Genomic DNA, 21066 nt, shown 5'->3' with positions numbered 1-21066 from the left:
CGCTTGCAGCAAATCTTGCATCGTGTAAGACTTGCATAGACCCAATCATCCTATGATTGGATCATCCTTGCAAGTACATTGCGAGCGACTTTGTTTCCCGACCGGGGGACGCATTCGACGCGGCATCGGTTCCCCTTTGCAGACAACGGCAGCACATCAACCTGTGAGGTGTCTATGAAGTTCGGCGTGTCCTTTCTGCCCGATACCGGCCCGGCCGACCGCCCGGCTGCTGATTACTACGCGAACGCGCTGAAGCTCAGCACGCTGGGCGACAAGCTCGGCTACGCGTACGTGAAGATGACCGAGCACTACCTGAAGCCCTACGGCGGCTACAGCCCGTCGCCGCTGATGTTCCTCGCAGCCGCCGCCGCGCAGACGAAGTCGATCCGCCTGATGACGGGCGGCATCCAGGCGTCGTTCCATCATCCGATCCAGCTCGCGGCCGAAGCCGCACAGCTCGACGCGATCTCGAACGGGCGGCTCGAACTGGGCTTCGCGCGCGCGTTCCTGCCGTACGAATTCGATGCGTTCGGCATCGATCTCGATTCGAGCAAGGCGCGCTTCCAGCAGACGATCGACGCGACGGTGCGGCTGCTGACCGAGGAATCGGTCAGCGAGGACACGCCGTTCTTCCGCTACCGCGACGCGCAATCACTGCCGCGCCCGACGCAGCAGCCGTGCCCGCCGGTCTGGGTCGCGGCGCTGCTCACGCCGTCGAGCTTCGAGTGGATCGGCGAACGCGGCTTCAACCTGCTGATGGCCGCGCCGCCGCGCAAGGACGCGCTCGCGAAGACGCAGGACATGGTGGCGCTCTATCGCGAGACGTTCGAGCGCCATCACGGCCATACGGGCCGCCGGCCGCAGGTCGCGATCAGCATCCCGCTGATGATCGGCACGTCGGACGCGCACGCGCTGGCGCTCGCGGAACCGCGCCTGCGCCATCACTGGCGCTATTTCGCGGAAGCCGCGAAGTCGTGGGAGCAGGTGCAGTCGTCGGCGTACCAGGGCTACAACGAGGCGATGAAGAACAAGATGGGCGGCATGGACACGGCCGACCTCGACGCGACCGCCGTGCTCGGCACGCCCGACACCGTGCGCCAGCGCATTCGCGCACTGGAAGCCGATCTCGGGCTCGACGCGATCCTGTGGCACATCGACTATGGCGCGCAGCCGTACGAGCTGATGAGCAACAACCTGGAGGTGTTCGCCCGCGACGTGCTGCCTGGACTATGACGCCATGCCGATCCCTTCCGGACCCACAGCGAACCCGCCCATGACACCTTCCCTGTCACTCGACACGATCGTCGTCGGCGCCGGGATCGGCGGCCTGGCCGCCGCGCTCGCGCTGCGCCGCGCCGGCCATCGCGTCACGGTCCTCGAGCAAAGCCGGGCGTTCCGGGAAGTCGGCGCGGGGCTGCAGGTCGTGCCGAACGCCACGCGCGCGCTGCGCGCGCTCGGCGTGCTCGACCGGCAGCGGCTGGCCGCCGTCGCCCCGACCGCGACGATCCGCCGCCGCTGGCAGGACGGCAGCCTGCTCGGCTCCTTCCCGCTCGGCAACGAGGTTGAAGCCGCCTTCAACGCACCGTACTGGAACGCGCATCGCGCCGACCTGCATGCCGCGCTGCTCGACGCCGTGCGCGACCCGTACACGGCGGGCCCGCCGGTCGCCGTGCTCGGCGGCATCGCGGTGCGCGGGCTCGATGCATGCGGGCCGGACGGCGCGACGCTCGTCGATGCGGCGGGCACGCGCTGGCGCGCGGATCTGGTCGTCGCGGCCGACGGCATTCATTCGACGCTGCGCCACGCGCTGCTCGGCGACGACGCACCGCACTACAGCGGCGACGACGCGTATCGCGCGCTGATCGACGTCGACGCGATCGATCCGCAATCGCCCGTGTTCGAGATCGTCAAGGAACCGCAGGTGACGATCTGGCTCGGGCCCGGTCGGCACGCGATCCATTACTGGGTGCGCGATCGCCGGCTGCTGAACCTCGTCGTGATCGTGCCGGGCGACGGCAGCACGCGCGAATCGTGGAGCAGCAAGGGGGATCGCGCGACGCTCGAGGCCGAGCTCGACGGCTGGGATCCGCGCCTCGTCGGGCTGATCCGCTGCGCGTCGGACCTGAGCCGCTGGTCGCTGCACGACCGCCAGCCGCTCACGCGCTGGGTGTGGGACAGCGTGTGCCTGCTCGGCGACGCGTGCCATCCGATGCTGCCGTACCAGTCGCAGGGCGCCGCGCAGGCGCTCGAGGACGCGGTCGTGCTCGGCCGGTGCGTGACGGGGCTCGCGTCGAAGGAAGCCCTCGGCGCCGCGCTGGTCGAGTACCAGCGCTTGCGGATCGACCGCAGCGCACGGATCCAGCTTGCGTCGGCCGGCAACGGCGGCGTGTTCCACCTGCCCGACGGCCCCGAGCAACAGGCGCGCGACGCCGAGCTCAAGTCGCGCCGCGCCGACTTCAAGTCCTACCACTGGACCTGGGCCGACGCGTACCAGCTTTGACGCCCGCCCCGGCGCCGCGTGGCGCGAGCCATGCGGCACCGGGGCTTCTCGTGACAGGACCGCACCATGATGAACACCGTGGACATTGCGCAGCAACTGAAACAGGCGATGCGCGGCGTAGCCGCCACCGTCACGATCGTCACGACCGGTGGCGACGGCGCCGCAGCCGCACCGTGCGCGCTGACCGCCAGCTCGTTCACGTCGGTCGCGCTCGATCCGCCGACCGTGCTGGTGTGCATCAACCGGCGCGCCAGCATTCACGCGTCGATCACCGGCCACCGGCGCTTCTGCGTGAACGCGCTGCGAAGCTGCCACGTGCCGCTCGCGCTCGCGTGCAGCACGACGGGCTCCGATGCGCGTTTCGCGCACGACGCATGGCGCACCGACGCGGCCACCGGCCTGCCGTACCTCGAGAACGCGCAGACGTCGTTCTTCTGCGACACGCTCGAACAGGTCGAGGTCGGCTCGCATTCGATCCTGGTCGGACGGGTCACGCGCGTCGCGATGTCCGACGACGTGAACCCGCTGATGTACGTGAACGGCGCGTTCGCCGCCGTCCGCTCGCTGCCGCCCGATGCCGGCGCCGGCCAATGACACCCCCGATGCGTGCGTCACGCGTGATGCCGCGCGCAATCGTTGCGTGCGCTGCAGTTACGCTGCGCGCGCGTATCCCGCACTACCATTGCGCCGCATGCACGCGATGACACGGAGAAGCCGATGGCACCCGACCTGAACCTGCTGATTTCGCTCGACGCGCTGCTCGAAGAGGGTAGCGTCGTCGGCGCCGCACGCCGCATGAACCTCAGCCCGCCCGCGATGAGCCGCACGCTCGCGCGCATCCGCGAAACGGTCGGCGACCCGATCTTCGTGCAGGCCGGCCGCAAGATGGTGCCGACGCCGCGCGCGCTCGAACTGCGCGGCGTCGTCCGCGAGACCGTGGAGCGCGCGTCGCAGTTGCTCGCGCCTTCCGCGGAAATCGATCTCGGCACGCTCGACAAGCAGTTCAACGTGCGCGCGAACGACATCTTCGTCGGCCTGCACAGCAGCCGCCTGCTCGAGGAGATGGCGCGCGGGATGCCGCGCGCGATGCTGCGCTTCATGCCCGAGGAAGACGACATCGACGACGACGCGTTGCGCAGCGGCCGCATCGACCTGTTCATCAGCGCATCGCGCCGCCTGGGGCCGGAGATTCGCGTGCAGCCGCTGTTCACGACGACCTTCGTCGGCCTCGCGCGCGACGACCACCCGATCTTCGACGACGACATCACGCCCGAGCGCTTCGCGCGCTGGCCGCACATCGGCGTGTCGCGGCGCGGCAAGTCGGCGGGGCCGATCGACGACGCGCTCGCCGCGCGCGGGCTCGCGCGGCACGTGCTGCTCGTCGTGCCGACGCCGTATGCGGCGATCTTCGCGCTGCAGGCGTCGGACCTGATCCTGCCATTGCCCGAGCATCTCGCGCGCGGCGCGGTGCGGGCCGGGCTCGGCGTGCGCGCGTTCGAACTGCCGGTGCCGCTCGAAACCGTGCTGATCACGCAGGCGTGGCATCCGCGCTTCCAGAGCGACCCCGCGCACCAGTGGTTGCGGCGTGTCGTGCGCGGGCTGTGCACCGGCCAGCCGGCGCTGCATCCGGCGCACGCATGACGCATGCGCCGCATGCACTCGTCGAGTGCAAAGACGTCACTGTTCCGCATGCATCGCTCGACCGTAGACTGGCTTCGTCCTTTCTCATGGAGCGTGCGCAGTGCATGACGCAGCAGATCAGACGCGCGCCGTCGCGCCGCCGCCCCGCCGCCTGAATCGCGCGGCCGCGGCGCTGATCGCGCGCATCGACATCTTCACGCCACGCGGCGCGTATGTCGCGCGCTCGGTCATTGCCGCCGCGCTCGCGCTCGGCGTCGCCTACCTGCTCGAACTGGAAACGCCGTATTCGGCGGCGTCGACGGTGCTGCTCGTGATCAATCCCGTGCAGGGCGCGGTGATCGGCAAGGGTGTGTGGCGCGTGGTCGGCACGATCGCGGGGATGGTCGTCGCGTTCGTGCTGATGGGCTGCTTCGCGCAGCAGCCGCTGCTGTTCATCCTCGGCTTCGCGTTCTGGCTCGGCGTCTGCGTGGCGGGCATGACGCTGCTGCGGCACTTCCGCGCGTCGGGCACCGTGGTGGCCGGCTACACGATCGGCCTCGCGACCTACGGCGCGATGCAGCATCCCGAGCTGACCTTCGAGCACGTGATCGGGCGCGGCTCGACCGTCGCGATCGGCGTGCTGTGCATGAGCCTCGTGTCGATGCTGCTCGGCACGCGCGACGTGCACGCGAAACTCGACGCACTGGTCACGCGCGTCACGGCCGACGTCGCGCGGGTCATCGCCGCGCAGCGCAACGGCCTCGCGGCGGCGCCCGCCGACGACAAGCGGCACGCGCTGTTCGCCGGCATCTACGGCATCGACGATCTGCTCGCGCTCGGCAAGGCCGAATCGGAAGATCTCGCGCAACGCGCGGCTGCCGTGCGGCACGGGATGGCGTCGCTGTTCGGCGCGCTCGCGGGCGGCACGCCACCGTTGCCGGCCGACAGTCCCGGCGCGCAAGCGGTCGCGTCGCTGCAGCCGCGTCTCGCGGCCGCGTGGCAGGCCGCTGCCGACGCATTGGGCAGCGGCCGCGGCGGCGCGGCACACGCGCTTGCGCTGCTGGCCGATGCGCGCGAAAGCCTGCGTGCCGCGCTCGACGGCATCTCACTCGGCGATCCGCGCGACGACGCGGCGCTGCTGATCGCCGGCGAGCGGCTGATCGAACAGATCGACGACTACTGCGCGGCGCTCGACGGGCTCGTCGAATTGCAGCGCCCGCGGCCGGGCTATCGGCCCGCACGGGTGCGCTTTTACCGCGACACGGGTGCGGCCCTGCGCAACGGCGTGCGCTCGGCCTGCGCGATCGCGATCTCCGGTGCGTTCTGGCTCGCCACTGGCTGGAACCAGGGCGACATGATGCTGCTCGTCGTCGCACCGTACTGCGCGCTGCTCGCGACCGCTGGCAACCCGGCCGCCGGCGCGCAGGCGTTCATCAAGGGCACGGTGCTGGCCGTGCCGGCCGCGTTCGTGTGCGCGTTCGGCATCCTGCCGCGCATCGAAGGCTTTCCGTTGCTCGTCATCGCGCTCGCGCTGTTCTGGATGCCCGGCATCTATGCGACGAGCGTGCCGAAGACCGCGCTGGCAGGGCTCGCGTATCTCGTCGCGTTCAACACGCTGACCGGTGCGACCAATCCGTTCCGCCCCGACGTCGCGCTGTTCCTCAACCAGTCGGTCGCGTGGGTGCTCGCCACCTTCCTCACGCTGCTCACGTTCCGGTTGATCCTGCCGCGCAACCTGGCCACCGACGCGACGCGGCTGCGCCGCACGATCCGCGACGACACGCTCGCGCTCGTGGCCGGCAAGCGCGTCATGGCGGCGGGCTGGCAACAGCGCCAGCAGCACCGCATCGCGCAGCTCGGCGCGCTCCTCGCCGGCCAGCCGGCCGCGATGACGCAGGCGAGCATCGAGGCGCTCGCGGCGCTGCACGTCGGCAAGGAACTGCTGCGCATCCGCCGAGGCGCCGCGCGCGACGGGCTGCCCGACGCCGCGCAGCGCCGCGTGCGCGCCGGGCTCGCCGGCCTCGCACGGCACGCGTCCGCCCCCGCGCGCGCGGCCCGGCATGCACGACGTGCCGCGCACGCGCTTGCCGGCCTCGCCGCCGCGCAGCCGGGCAATACCGAACTGAAGTGGCTGATGGCCGCGTTCGCCGACGTCCATGTGCTGCTGCATACGTACGCCGCCTATTTCACCGCCGTTCCGGAGCGCGCCCGCGATGCTCAGTGAATTCCCGCTGGCCGGCATCTACCTGCCGCCATTCTTCGTCTATGCGTGCGCAACGGTGCCGATCTACATGGCCGTGCGCGCGCTGCTCGCCCGGCTCGGCGTGTTGCGCCGCGTGTGGCATCCAGCGCTGTTCGAGTTCGCGATTTCGCTCGTGCTGGTCGCCACGCTGATCCTCTACTTCTAGTCTCCCGTCGGAACGTATCGCGTCATGTCGCTCAAACCCCTCACCCGCTCCCTGCTGACGCTCGCCACGGTGGCCGTCGCGATCGTGCTGGTCGCCGCGCTCTGGCATGCGTATGTCCTCGCGCCGTGGACCCGTGACGCGCGCGTCAGCGCGCACGTCGTGCGGATCGCGCCCGAAGTGTCGGGCACCGTCGTCGACGTCGCGGTGGTCGACAACCAGCGCGTCGCGAAAGGCGACGTGCTGTACCGAATCGATCCGCAGCGCTTCACGCTGGCGGTGGAACAGGCGGAAGCGCAGGTCGCCGCGACCGCCGAGTCGATGCGCCAGAAGCGCGACGAAGCGCAGCGGCGCACCGGTCTCGACGATCTCGTGCCGCGCGAGGACATCCAGCGCTCGAGCCGCGCGGTGTCGATCGCGCAGGCCGAGCACCGCAAGGCACTGGCCGCGCTCGACGTCGCGAAGCTCGACCTCGAACGCACGACGCTGCGCTCGCCGGTCGACGGCTACGTGACGCAGCTGCGCCTGCGTCACGGCGACTACGCGGTCGAAGGCAAGCCCGGGATCTCGGTGCTCGACGCGCACAGCTTCTGGATCACCGGCTATTTCGAGGAAACCAAGCTGCGCCGCATCGCGACGGGTGCGCCCGCAACGATCCGGCTGATGGGCTTCGATCCGCTGCTGAGCGGGCACGTGACGAGCATCGGCCGCGGCATCGCGGACGAGAACGGCACGCTCGACGAGCTCGGCCTGCCGGCCGTCAACCCGACCTTCAGCTGGGTGCGGCTCGCGCAGCGCATTCCGGTCCGCATCGAAATCGACCAGGTGCCGGCTGGCGTGCTGCTGGCGGCTGGCATGACGTGCAGCGTCGAAGTCGGCGAACGCGGGCATGAGCGCACGCCGCGCGGGCGGCTCGCGTCGTGGCTGCACGCGTGGATGTGAGGATGGCGACGATGCGATGCCCGTTTCCTCCTTCACGCTTGACGTGCCGCGCGCGCGCCTTCATCGCGGCCTGCACGTGCGCGCTGGCTGCATGCACGACGGTCGGCCCTGATTACGTGTCGCCGCAGTCCACGCATCCGCCCTCCTGGAGCGCACCGCGCGACACGGTGACCACCGATCCCGCGCAGTTGCAGAACTGGTGGCGCACGTTCGGCGACACGCAACTCGATGCGCTGGTCGAACAGGCGATCGCGCACAACCAGGATCTCGCGATCGCGCGCCAGCGGCTGCTGCAGGCGCGCGCCGAACGCGACCAGATCGCGAGCCGCCTCGGCCCGACCGTCACCGCCGGCGGAAATGCCGATGCGTTGCGCTCGTCACGGGCGCTCGACTGGCCCCCAGGCATCGGCCAGTCGCGCACCTACCGGCTCGGCTTCGACGCGTCCTGGGAACTCGACCTGTTCGGCGGCACGCGGCGTGCGGTCGAATCGGCCGATGCGCAGCTCGATGCGCTCGACGACGATCGCCACGCGATCCTCGTGAGCCTGCTGGCCGAGCTCGCGTCGGACTACGCAGCGTTGCGCGCGACCCAGGAGCGGCTGCGAATCGCGACGGACAACGTCGCGAGCCTCGACGCCACGCGGCGGCTGACCGAGCAATCGAACCGGCGCGGCCTAGGCACGTCGTTCGCGGTCGCGCAGGCGCGTGCCGAACTGCAGCTCGCGCAGGCAACGTTGCCGCCGCTGCATCAGGACGTCGCGCGGTTCGCCCACGCGATCGGCGTGCTCGTCGGCGGTTTTCCGGAAACGCTGCGCGACACGCTGAGCGCGCCCGGCGCGACATTGCCGGTCGCGCCCGCCCTGCCCGTCACGTTGCCGTCGGACGTGATCCGCGAGCGCCCCGACATCCGCGCCGCCGAACGGCGGCTTGCCGCCGCGACCGCGCAGATCGGCGTCGCGCGCGCCGAGCAGTTTCCGCATTTCGCGATTCCGCTGAGCCTCGGCACGACGGCAAGCCTCGTGCAGGACCTGTTCTCGGGCGCGAGCGTCGCGTGGTCGGTCGCGCTCGACGGCACTCAGACGCTGTACGACGGCGGCCGTGCGAAAGCCGGCGTCGACGCCGCCCGCGCGGCGGCCGAGGCCGCCCGGCTGGCATACGAGCAGCGCATTCGCAGCGCATTTCGCGATGTCGAGGACGCGCTGGTGGCGATCGGCGCCGCGCGCGACCAGCAGGCCATGCTCGCCGCGGCGGTCGACAGCAGCCAGGATGCGCAGTCGCGTGCGACGCGGCTGTACCGCAACGGCCTCGGCGAATACCTGTCGGTGCTCACCGCACAGCGCGCGACGTACCGCGCCCGCGATGCGCTTGCCCTCAGCCGGCTCGCGCAGGTGCAAGGCGCGATCGCGCTCTACAAGTCGCTCGGCGTCGGCTGGCGCGATGCGCCGCCGCTCGCGCAGGCCGGCGCGCCGCGAGCGAACGCGCATTGAAGGCCGTCCTGCGACCGCCCCGACGCTTCGGCGTCGCTCATCCACCGGAGAAATTTCGATGCCTGCTCTCAATCCGAATGATTTCGCGTTACACGACATCCAGCTCTTTCCGGTCTGCGTGTTTCGCGCCGAACACGCAACGCCGGGCTACGCGCCCCGCTGGGAAGGCGAGATCGATACGCTGATGCGCCACGGCGAGCCGTTCGTGATCGTCTACGTCGAACTCGATACCGACGAGAGCCACGACGACCGCAAGCATCGCGCGGTCTGGCTCAAGCAGAACAAGGAAGCGCTGGGCGCCGTCTGCAAGGCGCTCGTCAGCGTCGAGCCCGATCCCGACCGTCGCGCGGAAGTGGCCGCGCAGGGCGAAGTCGCCGTCAAGGCATTCGGGATTCCGCATCATGCGGTGGCGTCGTTCGGGCAGGCCGTCTCGCTCGCCGCGCGGCTCACGCGGCAGCCTTCGGGGAATGATGCGCGACAGGCCGGACAACAGGCATGACGCGGCCGGTGCGTCACGCCAGGTTGCATTCACCACCGACACGAGGGCCGGCATGCGCTACCCCACCCTGACGATCACGGGCTCGCACACGCTTGCGTCATGTCCGTCGCGGCTTCCCGATCCCGGCGAAATCCTGTTGTGGCGACTGCGCGGCGAATGGCAGCTCGTCACCAGCGAGCGCGGCCATCTCTACCTGTCGAAGACGGAGCTGCGGCGTGCCCGCACGCATCCGAACCGCGTGCACGGCCGCCGCTTCGCGATCGGCCGGTCGGCGCTGCGCGCGATCCTGGGGACGCTGGCCGGCCGTGCGGCCGACGAGCTGACGCTGATCGACCGCGATGCCGACCATATCGCGGTCGCGGGCTGCGACTTGCTGGACGGGCTCGACGTCGTGGTCGGCCATGCCGGGATCTGGATCGTCATCGCGATCGCCCGTGGCCCGATCGGGCTGGGCATGGCGCAGACCAGCGCGCTCGCCGATCCGGTATCGCGCGATCAGTTGCGGCTGGACAGCATCTCGAATGCGTGCGGGAGCGGACACGGCGCGACGCTCGATTCGCTGGCGCCGCTCGCGGGCGCATTCCGCGAGGTCGATACGCCGCATGCCGGCCACTGGCGCCTGCTCGATATCCCCCTCTCCGGCCTCGCCTGCGCGGCTACCGTTGCCGCTCGCCAGATGGATCGGATTCATGCGGTGGGCTGGCGCGGTGAGCGGAAAGACTGGCTGGCCGATCGTGATCGGCATCTGCGGGCGGCGAAGGTGCGCGGCGAGGCCGCCTTGGTCACGGCCTGACAGATCGGCTTCGGGGTTCGCCGGCTGCATGCGTGGGCGACTCCCGTCGTTGGAATCGCCGATGGGAGCCGTTCATGGGAGGGAGTGAAGGGAGCCGGTTATGGGAGCGGGTGGTTTCGACGCGAGGGGGCGTACACGCCGGGTGACGTCGCGCCCCTTCCGATGATGCATGGCCACGCCCCCGGCGTCGCTCCTGTCGATCCCTTACCCGGCAACCATCGCACCCGCTTTCACGTGCCGGCCGGCACGACGCAGCAACTGCCAGCCGAACCCCATCATCCACAACGGCAGCAGAAGCACCACGACGATCTCACCCACCCCCGTCACGGCTTCGAACTCGGGAAAGAATCCGGAGACGAAGATGATCGCGAAAAACCACGCAACGATCTTCAGCAGGAACGACCCGTGCCAGCCGGCCTTCTTCAGATGATTGGCGACGATCGGCGCCCAGAAGAACACCAGCGGGCCTTCGGCCCACCACAGACCGCTTTGCGTGCCGTTGGCGACCGTCGCCCACGCCGCGGCCGCGGCGGCCCGCGTTGCGTCGTCGCCGCCCGCATACATGTGCGCCAGCGGATCGAGCACCGACAGCTGGAGTGCTGCGCCGGTGATGCCGAGCAGCGCGTACGCGCCGATCCCGAACGCGATCATGGTGCCGAGCGCGCCGAGTTCCTCCTTGAAGGTATGCACGAAGTACCCGCCGATCACGAGCACCGCGAGATAGAACCCGAACACGTCGGCCAGCATCGACAAGCGAAACAGGTCGCGTGTTTCGGCGGGCAGGCTCAGCATCGTCGCGCCGTGCAGCAACATGCCGGTATCCGTGCCGGCCACCATCGACACCAGCCCCACGTTCGCGTAGGCCAGCAGGCCGCCGACGATCGCGCTCCACGCCGTGAAGCGCGTGACCTTGCATGAATCGTTCCTCATTCTCTTTCTCCGCACACCATGCCCGGTTCCCGCGTGGAGAACCATTCGATAAGAAGTGACCGGCCCGGTCGCGCGACGCCTGCAACCCGTGTAACCCGTGTAACCCAACCCGGCGTGACGCATCGCACGCACCTCATGCCGCTGCGTTTCCTTGAGCGGCGGCAGCCGCCTCCTCCCTTTCCTGCAACTCGCGCCACATGATCTTTCCCGACCCGGACTTCGGCAGCGACTCGACGAATTCGACGACGCGCGGAACCTTGTAGGAAGCCATATGATCGCGCGCCCACGCGACCACGTCGTCGGGCGTCACGCCGCCGGGGTACGCCGGATCCAGCACGACGAAGGCCTTGACCGTCTCGCCGCGATGCGCGCTGCGCGTGCCGATCACGCACACTTCCTTGATCGCCGGATGGCGGTACATCATCGTCTCGACTTCGGCCGGCCACACCTTGTAGCCCGACGCGTTGATCATCCGCTTCAAGCGGTCGGCCATGAAGAAGTAGCCGTCCGCGTCGATGCGCCCGAGATCGCCGGTGCGCAGGAAGCGCTTGCCGTCGATTTCGACGAACGCCTGTTTCGTGGCCTCCGGATTGCGCCAGTAGCCTTGCATCAGTTGCGGCGCGTGCATGACGATCTCGCCCACCTCACCTTGCGGCACCGGTTCGAACGTGACCGGATCGACGATCCGCGCATCGACGTCGAACACCGGGATGCCGAGGCACTGCGGCTTGGGATGCGCCGGCGGATTGATGTGCGTCGCGGCGATCGTTTCCGACATTCCGTAGCCTTCGACGTAATCGAGCCCGACCGTGTCCTTGAGCTTCCGGGCGATCGCGTCCGGCATCGCCGCGCCGCCGCCGCGCATCGAGCGCAGGCTCGACAGGTCGTATTCGTGCAGGTTCGGATTCGACAGGAAATCCACCATCATCGTCGAGATCGACTGCCACACGGTGACGCGATTGCGGCCGATCGCGCGGCCCGCCGCATCGCGATCCCAGCGCGGCAGCACGACCACGGTCGAGCCGCGAACCAGCGGGCCGTTCAACCCGCCCTGCATGCCGGTGACGTGAAACAGCGGCAGCACCGCCAGGTGGATCGCGTCTTCGGGATCGTCGAACCAGTCGACGAAGCCGGCCGCCGTGCACGTGACGCTTCGATGCGTGTGCACGCAACCTTTCGGCTTGCCCGTCGTGCCGGACGTATAGGGCATCACGCACATGTCGTCGGGGCCCGCCGTCAGCGCGCCCGGTGCCAGCTGCTCGGCAAGCACATCGCGCCAGTGGGCCACGCCGGGCCCGTCGACGTGGCGCGGCGCGGCCACGAAATCGGGAAACGCGACGGCCGAAGGCTGCGCCACGTAGTCGCCATACGTCGCCACGACGACATGCGCGAGGCCACCCGCACCGCCCACGAGCGGCGCGATGCGCGGATACAGGTCCTGCGCGACAAACACCGTGCTCGCGCCGCTGTCCTCGATGTAGTGCGCCAGTTCGTCGGTCATGTTCATCGGATTGACCGGCACGACCACCGCGTTCGCACGCAGGATGCCGTAGTACGCAATCATCCATTGCGGGCTGTTCTGCATGTACAGGAGCACGCGGTCGCCCGCCTTCACGCCGCAACGCTGCTGCAGGAAACCCGCTACCTGCTCGGCTTCGTGCTGGAAGCGCGCGAACGAGACGGGCGTGTCGTAGAACAGGATGAACGGCTTGTCGGGATGGCGCGCCGCCGCGGCTTCCGCGTGACGGAACAGGTGCGTTGCGGGCGGGGCCTGACGCGTGGCCAGGTGCGCGGGCCAGAATGGCGATCGGATGGCAGACATGGTTCGGCAACTCTTCGTCAAAACTGCGGGTGATAAAGGGCTTCGGCGGGACGCGTCGTCCCTGGGTTGCATGCACGCATTCGTTTGGCAGCGTGAAGGTCCGACGCAGAGAAAAGTCGGACTTGCACCCTATCGACCGGTCTCGACGCCCGACGTCGTGAACCGGTGCGTTTCCGCCGCTGTCGCGTGCGCCGCGGACGCCACGCGGCTGACGCCGCGCATCAGGTCGACCGCCTTCTCAGCGATCATGATGGTGGGCGCGTTGGTGTTGCCGCCGATCAGCGTCGGCATCACCGATGCATCGACGATGCGCAGCCCGTCGATACCATGCACGCGCAACTGCGGATCGACCACGGCCATCGCGTCCGGCCCCATCCGGCAGGTGCCGACCGGGTGATAAACGGTGTCCGTGCGCTTGCGCAGCACCGCGCGGATTTCGTCGTCGCTGTGCACGTCGCGCGTGAACATGTCCTTCGTGGTCCACTCCGCGAGCGCGGGCGCCTCCATGAGGCCGCGCGTGATCTTGAAGCCCGCCACCATGTCCTCCAGGTCGCGCGGATCGTCGAGGAACGCTGGATCGATCAGCGGCGTGTCGGCCGGGTCGCGGCTGCGCAGCGCGACCGAGCCGCGGCTGCGCGGGCGCAGCAGGCACACGTGGCAGGACAGCCCGTGGCCGAGGTGCATGCGCCGCGCGTGGTCGTCGACCAGTGCGACCAGGAAATGCAGCTGGATGTCGGGCGCATCGAGGCCCGGTTGCGTCTTCAGGAACGCGCCGCCTTCCGCGAAATTCGACGTCAGCATGCCGCGCCGCTCACGGCGAAAGCGCATGATCTCGCGCAGCATCCGCAGACTGCCGCCCACCGAGACGCCCATCGTGTCGAGGCTGCGCGCGCGGTAGCTGAGAATGAAGTCGGGGTGATCCTGCAGGTTGCGGCCCACGCCGGGCAGGTGGTGCAGCGTCTCGATACCGACGCGCGTCAGCTCGTCCGACGGGCCGACGCCGGACAGCATCAGCAGTTGCGGCGTCTGCAGCGCGCCCGCCGCCAGCACCACTTCGCGCCGGGCGCGGAACGTCTTCAGCGTGCCGTTCTGCAGCACTTCCACGCCCACTGCACGCTTGCCCTCGAACAGGATGCGCCGGACCTGCGCGTGCGTTTCGACGGCGAGATTGGCGCGTTTGCCGAGATGCGGGAACAGGTAGCCGCGCGCCGCGCTCCACCGTTCGCCCTGCTTCTGCGTGACCTGGTAGATGCCGGCACCTTCCTGCTGCACACCATTGAAATCGTCCGTCAGCGGCAGGCCGGCCTGCCGCGCCGCGGCCAGGAAGCGCGCCTGGAACGGGTTGTCGGAACGCAGGTCGCTGACCCACAGCGGGCCGCCCTGGCCGTGCCACGCGTCGTCGATGCGTTCGTTGTGTTCGCTCAGGCGGAAGTACGGCAGCACTTCGTCGTACGACCAGCCGGGATTGCCGAGCGCGGCCCACGTGTCGTAGTCGCTGCGATGACCGCGAATGTAGACCATCGCGTTGATCGCGGACGAACCGCCCAGTGCCTTGCCGCGGGGCTGGTAGCCGATGCGCCCGTCGAGCCCGCGCTGCGGCACCGTCTTGAACGCCCAGTTGTTGAGACGGGTCGGCAGCATCGCGACCATGCCCGCCGGTATGTTGATGACCGCTCCGTCGCCGCTGCCCCCCGCTTCCAGCAGACAGACGCTGACGTCAGGGTCTTCGGTCAGGCGCCCTGCTACCACGCTGCCGCCCGAGCCGCCGCCCACGACGATGTAGTCGAACTGATGATTCATGGCATTTCTCTCGATACAGGATTCGGAAGTCACGCGAGACGCGACAGCGTGCGCAGCAGCAGGTCGAAGACGCGGCCGTACGGCGGATGAAACAGCACGGCGCCGTTCCAGCGGGTCTGGTGAAACACCGGCTTGAGCTTGCTGAAGGTATCGAAGCCCCACTGGCCGTGATAGGCGCCCATGCCGCTCTGCCCGACGCCGCCGAACGGCTGGTTTTCCTGCACCAGATGCCACAGGCAGTCGTTGATCGTCACGCCGCCGGACACCGTCTCGCGCAGCACGCGATCGCGGCGCGACGCGTCTTCACCGAACCAGTACAACGCCAGCGGGCGCGCGCGGCCCTGGATGTAGGCCAGCGCGTCGTCCAGGTTCGCGTATTCGACGATCGGCAGGACGGGGCCGAAGATCTCTTCGTTCATCAGCCGCGTGTCGGCCGGCGCGCCGATCACGATCGTGGGTGCGAACTTGCGCGACGACGAGCCGAACGTTTCGCCGGCCGGGTTGACTTCGAGGATGCGCGCGCCTGCGCGACGTGCTTCGTCGACCATCTCGGTGAGGCGCGCGCGGTGGCGCTCGCTGATGATGGCCGTGTAGTCGGGATTGGCCGCGAGCGTCGGATACAGGCGGGCGACGGCGCGCGTCAGCTGCAACGCGACGCTGTCGGCCGTTCCGGTGGGCACCAGCAGGTAATCAGGCGCGACGCAGGTCTGGCCCGCGTTCAGCAGCTTGCCGAACGCGATGCGCTGCGCGGCAACCGCGACGTTGCACGACGCATCGAGAATCGCCGGCGATTTGCCGCCGAGCTCCAGCGTCACGGGCGTCAGGTTGGCCGCGGCCGCCTGGGCGACGACCCGCCCGACCTGGGTCGAGCCGGTGAAGAACAGATGATCGAACGGCAGGCCGGCAAACGCCTTGCCGAGTTCGACGTCGCCCACCACGACATCCAGCTCGTCCGGTGCAAAGGTGTCGCGCGCCATCGACACGAGCAGGTCGGACAGCGCGGGCGTGAGCTCGGACGGCTTGATCAATACGCGATTTCCCGCGGCGAGCGCCGCGAGTGCCGGCCCGAGCGAAAGCTGCAGCGGATAGTTCCACGGCGAAATGATGCCCGTCACGCCCAGCGGTTGCGGCATCAGCCGGTTGTGGCCGGGACGGAAATGCAGCGCGGTCGGCACGCGGCGCGCGCGCATCCAGTGCTTCAGGTGCCGGCGTGCGTGCCGGAGGCCCGCGCGCACGATGAACACCTCGGCCAGCCGCGTTTCGTGCGTGGAGCGGCCCTGGAAATCGGCATCGATGGCGCGCACGATGTCGTGCTCGTGCGCATCGAGCCACGCAGCCAGCCGGTCGAGGCGCGCCAGCCGGGTGGCCAGCGCCGGGTTCAGCTCCAGCGCGAACGCGCGGCGCTGGCGCTCGAAGCGGGCCGCGAGGTCAGTCGGGTAGCCTTGGTGCATGGTGTCTCCTCCTGCTCGTCGATCGTGCGGTTACGTCGCATCACGACGAGCGTCTTGCAGAATGTTGCTGGTCTTCACGCGATTCACGCGATTCACGCGATTCACGCGCCTGCGGTCGGCTCGGCGGCCGGCAATTACGCGAGCCCCACGCCTTGACGTCACGCTCGATGCCACGCGCCCGTCGCGTGCCGCAGGCGACCCGGCTCACGCAATGTGCCTGCCGGTGCGCACGGGTTCCGCGGCAGCGCGTGTCGCACGGCGCCGGATATGGCCGTCGATCAGGCTCGTCAGCAGCGGCACCACACCGTCGGGGATGTCATGCCCCATGCCGCGCACCGTGACCATGTCCGCGCCCGGGATCGCCGCAGCAGTCGCGATGCCACCGCTCGGCGCGACCAGCAGGTCGCGATCGCCGTGCACGACCAGCGTCGGTGCCTGGATCCGGCGGATTTCGTCGGTCCGGTCTCCCGACTTGATGATCGCGCCGATCTGGCGGGTCGTGCTCTCGTGGTCGCGCGCCTGCTGGCCGCGATCCCACGCGTGGGCCGCGTACGCGCGTCGTGCGGCGTCGTCCGCCGGATACGCCTGCGTGCCGATGTGGGCCATGATGCGGCTGTACTGCTCCACCGCCGCTTCGCGCGTGCGCGGCGGCGGCGCGGTCAGCATCAGCATGCTCGACATGGCCGGCTGGCCGACCTTGCGTGCGCCGGTCGTGGAGATGATGGAAGTCAGCGACAGCACGCGCTGCGGATAGCGCGCGGCGAGCACCTGCCCGATCATGCCGCCCATCGACATGCCGACGACGTGTGCGCGCTTCAACTGCAGGCTGTCGAGCAGGCCGATCGTGTCCTGCGCCATGTCTTCCAGGTCATAGCCGTCCTTGACGGGCCAGCGCAGGAATTGGCGAAGCACGCTCGGCCCCGGCCGCGGGATGCGCGACGAGCGGCCGACGTCGCGATTGTCGAACACGATCACGCGATAACCGCATTGAATCAGCGCGTCGATCAGCGCCGGTGGCCAGAAGGTCAATTGCAGCGTCATGCCCGCGATCAGCAGCAACGGCTCGCCGTGGACGGGCCCGTAGATGCGATAGCAGAGACGCACGCCGCCCGGCAGGTCGCAGAATGCGTCCTGGCTTGCTTCCATCGTGTGAATCGTCATGATCAGGCTCCGACAGCGCGACGTGGCTCGACGCGATCCGTGCCGCCGGCTGCCGCCGCGCGCCGGAAGCGCAGGCACGGATCTTCGACCGAACCGTGCCGCAAGATTTCGACATCGAGGTGATAGTCCATCGACATGACCCACGGGACACCGGGGCCCTGGCGCGGCAGGCTCCCGATCGCGCGCTGCACGTAGCCGGCGCCGAAATCGAGCAGCGGGCGCGTCGGCATGTCGGCCGCGGGCAATTCAGGCACGCAGGTCGCGAGGCCGCCGCGCTCCATGTGCGCGAGCACGCGGCAGAAATGCTCGGCCAGCAGCCCGACCTTCAGCGTCCACGACGAATTCGTATAACCGATGGAGAACGCGAAATTCGGCACGCCGCTGAGCATCATCCCCTTGAAGGCCACCTTGCTGTGGAGATCCACCGGTTCGCCGTCGACCGTCAGCTTGATCCCGCCGAAAAACCGGATGTTGAGCCCCGTCGCCGTGACGATGATGTCGGCCGGCAACGTCTGCCCGGATTCCAGCACGATGCCCGTTTCCGTGAAGGTCTTGATGCGGTCGGTCACGACCGACGCGTGGCCGTCACGGATCGACTTGAAGAGATCGCCGTCCGGCACCGCGCACAGACGCTGGTCCCACGGGTTGTACGGCGGGTTGAAGTGGACGTCGACCGGATAGCCCTTCGGCAGCTGGCGCTTGGTCATGAAACGGATCAGGCGCCGCGCCGTCTTCGGCCGCGTGCGGCAGAAGTGCCAGATGAAGCGGGCGATCGCGATGTTCTTGCGCCGCACGAGTGCGTACGCCCACGTGTGCGGCATCACCTTGCGCAGCGTATTGGCGATGATGTCTTCCGACGGCAGGCTCACCACGTAGGTCGGCGTGCGTTGCAGCATCGTGACGTGCCGGGCTTTCCCGGCCATCGCCGGCAACAGCGTGACGGCAGTGGCACCGCTGCCGATCACCACCACGCGCTTGCCGCCGTAGTCGAGATCTTCCGGCCAGTGCTGCGGGTGAACCACCGGGCCGGAGAACTGCTCGATCCCGTCGAGCTTCGGCGTATGGCCTTCGTCGTGGTGATAGAACCCGGCGGCGCTGAAGAACCACCTGGCCTGGATCGTCTTGCGTTCACCCGTATCGACGCGCTCGACGTCGACGCTCCACAGCGCCTGCGCACTCGACCAGCTTGCGTGGATCACCTTGTGATTCGTGCGGATGTGACGGTCGATCCCGTATTCGGTGGCCGTCTCTCTCAGGTACGACAGAATCGCGTCCGCACCGGCGATCGCCTTCTTGTTCGCCCACGGCTTGAAGCCGTAGCCGTAGGTATGCATGTCCGAGTCGGAGCGGATGCCCGGATAACGGAACAGGTCCCACGTGCCGCCGGTCGCGCCGCGCGCTTCCAGGATGATGTATGACGTGCCGGGACGGTCCGTCTCGAGTTGACGAGCGACACCGATCCCGGACAGGCCGGCGCCGACGATGAGCACATCCACGTGCTCAGTGGACGGAAGAGTATGTACGGTCACGGCGTGTCTCCTGTTTGCGTCGAAATGCGCTATGTGTCGTCATTTTCATCAACCGAATCGGGTCGAACAAGGTGTCGAATGCACCGTATGCGAATACAATGAGTGCAACTTGCACCTCTTCATTTGGATAGCACTCCATCATGTCCCAGCCCCCCGCTCCCACCGCCCTGCCGACCTGGCCGTTGCCTTCGCCACGCATCCGGGAACTGATGCGCCAGGGTGCCGAAATCGCACTGAATGTACAGACGGAATGGCTGCAGGAACTCGACAAGGAAAACGTCGCGACCAGCCCGACGATGAGCGACCCCGTGCTCGCCGCGGCCGTGCGGCGAATCAACCGCAACGGGCTGATCCACTGGGCCACCGCCAACCTGGAGAACCCTTGCGCGCCGGTGTCCCGCTTTCTTTCGGCAGATATGCTAAGCAGTGCGCAGGAACTGGTGCGCCGCGGCCTCACCGACCTCGTGTTCGTCGCCGCCCGTTCGTCGCAGAGCGTGGTGTGGCAACGCTGGATGGACCTCGCGTTTACGCTGACGCAGGACCCGGTCGAGCTGCGCGAGTTTCTGGCCGTATCGTCGCGTTCGATCGCGGCCTTCATCGACACCAACATGGTCGGCATGGCCGAATTCATGCGCGCCGAGCGTGAAGCGCGGTTGCGCGGCACGCACGCCGATCGCCGCGAACTGGTCACGCAGATCGTCGAAGGGACGACCATCGGCGCGCAGGAAGCCAGCCGGCGGCTGGGCTACACGCTGGAGCAACGCCATCACGCCGCAATCGTCTGGAGCGAGGAAGCGGATATCGAACTGGGGTTGCTGGAGCGGGCGGCCGATGCGCTGGCGCAATGTGCGGGCACGCGCAATGCCCTGGTCGTCGTCGCGAACACGGCCACGCTGTGGGTCTGGACGTATCACGACGGCAAACCGCTCGACATGCCTTCGCTGCAGCGTGCGATCAACGCGCTGCCCGGCGTGCACATGGCTGTCGCGACCGCCGGGAGCGGCATGGAAGGATTCCGCCACGGCCACCTGGACGCACTCGCGACACAACGGCTGCTCGGCAGGCTGCACGCCGGCGTCGGCGTGGTGCATGCGGACAGCATGAGCCTGATCGCGCTGATGACCAATCATATGGAATCCCTCCAGCAGTTCGTGACCAACACGCTGGGCAACCTGGCCAGCGCCGACAAGTCGCTGCGCGACGCGCTGCGCGCGTTTCTCGCGGAAGGCTGCAGCGTGACCGACGCAGCCGAGAAAACCCACGTCCACCGCAACACGCTGCTGCGCCGGCTCGAGCGCGCCGAGTCGTTGCTGCCGCGCCCGCTCGCGCAGCAGCGCCTGCACGTCGCGGCCGCGCTGGAAGTGCTGCACTGGATCGCCAGCGATCCGAATTGAGCGGCACCATCGCATGCGTTAGCGGCAGGTTGTTTCCCTAGTCGCGTTGCCTGTCGTAGATGAGGCAACGCGCTATCTCCATGAACATCGCATCGAGCCGCTGCGTCAATCGCGCGGTTCCGGTTTGCAACGTCAGGCCGTCGGCCATCGCAATCAACAGCGTCGCAACGTGCAGGCTGTCGGCCGCGTCGAACGCCGGATTGACGGTGCGCAACAGCTTCGCAACCTCGCGCGTCAGCGTGCCGTACCAGTCGTCGAACAGCTTCAGGCATTCGGGGTCGATCGCAGCGAACGACAGGAAATGCCGGAACAGCGCGACGTATTGCGCATCCTTCGCGTCGCGCAGCGAGCGTGCCAGCACGCGTTCGATGACGTCGTCCGGCGATGCATCGCTGTCGATCAAGCCCTTCAGCTCGCCGAGATACGCCTCGATGACCGGTTCGATCACGGCCCGCAACACGGCTAGCCGGGTCGGGAAGTAATACTGCAGGTTGCTCACGCTGATGCCGGCGCCGGCCGCGACCGCTCGCTGCGAGAACGTCAGCGGGCCACCCTCCAGCAGCAGCTCCCGCGCGACCCGAACGATCGTGTTGCGCGTGCGCAGGCCCTGCGCCCGCAAGCCGTCGAGATCGCTGCCGGTCGAAGCGGCGTTCGGCGTGCGGCGGCTTCTGCCGCCGTGGTGCGCTTTGGTATCGGTCATCGTGTTCGTCGTAAGCGTGGCGTTCCGGCAGTC

Annotated in this window: 18 protein-coding genes; 11 read left to right on the top strand and 7 right to left on the bottom strand. The window is 68.6% G+C overall.

Going from position 1 to position 21066, the window contains the following annotated elements:
* Positions 1-186 precede the first annotated feature (186 nt).
* The 10 genes from BCEP18194_RS01650 to BCEP18194_RS01605 all read left to right on the top strand — a co-directional run bounded on the left by BCEP18194_RS01650 (position 187) and on the right by BCEP18194_RS01605 (position 10246).
* Positions 187-1233, top strand: coding sequence for an LLM class flavin-dependent oxidoreductase (locus BCEP18194_RS01650; RefSeq protein ID WP_244272841.1), 1047 nt, complete (start codon positions 187-189; stop codon positions 1231-1233).
* A gap of 40 nt (positions 1234-1273) precedes the next feature.
* A complete protein-coding gene (locus BCEP18194_RS01645) occupies positions 1274-2500 on the top strand; it encodes an FAD-dependent monooxygenase (RefSeq protein WP_041492424.1) in 1227 nt (408 codons plus the stop codon).
* A 66-nt stretch (positions 2501-2566) separates the two neighbouring features.
* Complete coding sequence (locus tag BCEP18194_RS01640) at positions 2567-3094, top strand: flavin reductase family protein (RefSeq protein ID WP_011349548.1); 528 nt, start codon at positions 2567-2569, stop codon at positions 3092-3094.
* 123 nt (positions 3095-3217) lie between these two features.
* On the top strand, positions 3218-4141 hold the full coding sequence (locus BCEP18194_RS01635) for a LysR family transcriptional regulator (protein ID WP_011349547.1): 924 nt from the start codon (positions 3218-3220) through the stop codon (positions 4139-4141).
* Between the two features lie 100 nt (positions 4142-4241).
* On the top strand, positions 4242-6344 hold the full coding sequence (locus tag BCEP18194_RS01630) for an FUSC family protein (protein ID WP_011349546.1): 2103 nt from the start codon (positions 4242-4244) through the stop codon (positions 6342-6344).
* Complete coding sequence (locus tag BCEP18194_RS01625) at positions 6334-6528, top strand: DUF1656 domain-containing protein (protein ID WP_011349545.1); 195 nt, start codon at positions 6334-6336, stop codon at positions 6526-6528. The genes BCEP18194_RS01630 and BCEP18194_RS01625 overlap by 11 nt, the downstream gene beginning before the upstream one ends.
* Positions 6529-6552: 24 nt before the next feature.
* Positions 6553-7467: a biotin/lipoyl-binding protein gene (locus BCEP18194_RS01620; protein ID WP_011349544.1), complete on the top strand. Its 915-nt coding sequence runs from the start codon at positions 6553-6555 to the stop codon at positions 7465-7467.
* A gap of 2 nt (positions 7468-7469) precedes the next feature.
* On the top strand, positions 7470-8954 hold the full coding sequence (locus BCEP18194_RS01615) for an efflux transporter outer membrane subunit (RefSeq protein ID WP_341864754.1): 1485 nt from the start codon (positions 7470-7472) through the stop codon (positions 8952-8954).
* A gap of 58 nt (positions 8955-9012) precedes the next feature.
* Positions 9013-9453: a hypothetical protein gene (locus tag BCEP18194_RS01610; RefSeq protein WP_011349542.1), complete on the top strand. Its 441-nt coding sequence runs from the start codon at positions 9013-9015 to the stop codon at positions 9451-9453.
* 52 nt (positions 9454-9505) lie between these two features.
* Positions 9506-10246, top strand: a complete 741-nt coding sequence (locus tag BCEP18194_RS01605; RefSeq protein ID WP_011349541.1) for a hypothetical protein — start codon at positions 9506-9508, stop codon at positions 10244-10246.
* A 204-nt stretch (positions 10247-10450) separates the two neighbouring features.
* On the opposite strand, the gene BCEP18194_RS01600 is transcribed toward BCEP18194_RS01605, so the two are convergent.
* The 6 genes from BCEP18194_RS01600 to BCEP18194_RS01575 form a co-directional block, all read right to left on the bottom strand.
* A complete protein-coding gene (locus tag BCEP18194_RS01600; RefSeq protein ID WP_041492422.1) occupies positions 10451-11176 on the bottom strand; it encodes a hypothetical protein in 726 nt (241 codons plus the stop codon).
* A 133-nt stretch (positions 11177-11309) separates the two neighbouring features.
* Positions 11310-12998, bottom strand: a complete 1689-nt coding sequence (locus BCEP18194_RS01595) for a long-chain fatty acid--CoA ligase (protein WP_041492421.1) — start codon at positions 12996-12998, stop codon at positions 11310-11312.
* 129 nt (positions 12999-13127) lie between these two features.
* Complete coding sequence (locus BCEP18194_RS01590) at positions 13128-14798, bottom strand: GMC family oxidoreductase (protein WP_011349538.1); 1671 nt, start codon at positions 14796-14798, stop codon at positions 13128-13130.
* Positions 14799-14827: 29 nt separating this feature from the next.
* The gene (locus BCEP18194_RS01585; RefSeq protein WP_011349537.1) at positions 14828-16249 is read right to left on the bottom strand and encodes a coniferyl aldehyde dehydrogenase; all 1422 of its coding nucleotides are present in this window, start codon (positions 16247-16249) and stop codon (positions 14828-14830) included.
* A 204-nt stretch (positions 16250-16453) separates the two neighbouring features.
* Positions 16454-17410 (bottom strand): alpha/beta fold hydrolase, encoded by a 957-nt coding sequence (locus BCEP18194_RS01580; protein WP_011349536.1) that lies wholly within the window; start codon positions 17408-17410, stop codon positions 16454-16456.
* A gap of 2 nt (positions 17411-17412) precedes the next feature.
* Positions 17413-18939, bottom strand: coding sequence for a flavin-containing monooxygenase (locus BCEP18194_RS01575; protein ID WP_011349535.1), 1527 nt, complete (start codon positions 18937-18939; stop codon positions 17413-17415).
* 140 nt (positions 18940-19079) lie between these two features.
* Here BCEP18194_RS01575 and BCEP18194_RS01570 point away from each other — a divergent pair, with 140 nt between their 5' ends.
* Positions 19080-20333 carry a PucR family transcriptional regulator gene (locus BCEP18194_RS01570; protein WP_050781531.1) on the top strand — a complete coding sequence of 418 codons (1254 nt, stop codon included), beginning with the start codon at positions 19080-19082 and terminating at the stop codon, positions 20331-20333.
* 37 nt (positions 20334-20370) lie between these two features.
* On the opposite strand, the gene BCEP18194_RS01565 is transcribed toward BCEP18194_RS01570, so the two are convergent.
* Positions 20371-21033 carry a TetR/AcrR family transcriptional regulator gene (locus tag BCEP18194_RS01565; RefSeq protein WP_208860690.1) on the bottom strand — a complete coding sequence of 221 codons (663 nt, stop codon included), beginning with the start codon at positions 21031-21033 and terminating at the stop codon, positions 20371-20373.
* Positions 21034-21066 lie beyond the last annotated feature (33 nt).

This window comes from Burkholderia lata (assembly GCF_000012945.1).
Taxonomy (GTDB): domain Bacteria; phylum Pseudomonadota; class Gammaproteobacteria; order Burkholderiales; family Burkholderiaceae; genus Burkholderia; species Burkholderia lata.
Note: the sequence above shows the minus strand (reverse complement) of the source record. Positions and strands in the feature narration are given on the sequence as shown.

Coding starts and splice junctions, on each gene's coding strand:
- BCEP18194_RS01580 (WP_011349536.1), bottom strand. CDS start 17,410: ATGACGATTCACACGATGGAAGCAAGCCAGGACGCATTCTGCGACCTG.
- BCEP18194_RS01590 (WP_011349538.1), bottom strand. CDS start 14,798: ATGAATCATCAGTTCGACTACATCGTCGTGGGCGGCGGCTCGGGCGGC.
- BCEP18194_RS01605 (WP_011349541.1), top strand. CDS start 9,506: ATGCGCTACCCCACCCTGACGATCACGGGCTCGCACACGCTTGCGTCA.
- BCEP18194_RS01600 (WP_041492422.1), bottom strand. CDS start 11,176: ATGAGGAACGATTCATGCAAGGTCACGCGCTTCACGGCGTGGAGCGCG.
- BCEP18194_RS01595 (WP_041492421.1), bottom strand. CDS start 12,998: ATGTCTGCCATCCGATCGCCATTCTGGCCCGCGCACCTGGCCACGCGT.
- BCEP18194_RS01620 (WP_011349544.1), top strand. CDS start 6,553: ATGTCGCTCAAACCCCTCACCCGCTCCCTGCTGACGCTCGCCACGGTG.
- BCEP18194_RS01615 (WP_341864754.1), top strand. CDS start 7,470: ATGGCGACGATGCGATGCCCGTTTCCTCCTTCACGCTTGACGTGCCGC.
- BCEP18194_RS01610 (WP_011349542.1), top strand. CDS start 9,013: ATGCCTGCTCTCAATCCGAATGATTTCGCGTTACACGACATCCAGCTC.
- BCEP18194_RS01570 (WP_050781531.1), top strand. CDS start 19,080: ATGTCCCAGCCCCCCGCTCCCACCGCCCTGCCGACCTGGCCGTTGCCT.
- BCEP18194_RS01585 (WP_011349537.1), bottom strand. CDS start 16,249: ATGCACCAAGGCTACCCGACTGACCTCGCGGCCCGCTTCGAGCGCCAG.
- BCEP18194_RS01565 (WP_208860690.1), bottom strand. CDS start 21,033: ATGACCGATACCAAAGCGCACCACGGCGGCAGAAGCCGCCGCACGCCG.
- BCEP18194_RS01625 (WP_011349545.1), top strand. CDS start 6,334: ATGCTCAGTGAATTCCCGCTGGCCGGCATCTACCTGCCGCCATTCTTC.
- BCEP18194_RS01635 (WP_011349547.1), top strand. CDS start 3,218: ATGGCACCCGACCTGAACCTGCTGATTTCGCTCGACGCGCTGCTCGAA.
- BCEP18194_RS01640 (WP_011349548.1), top strand. CDS start 2,567: ATGATGAACACCGTGGACATTGCGCAGCAACTGAAACAGGCGATGCGC.
- BCEP18194_RS01645 (WP_041492424.1), top strand. CDS start 1,274: ATGACACCTTCCCTGTCACTCGACACGATCGTCGTCGGCGCCGGGATC.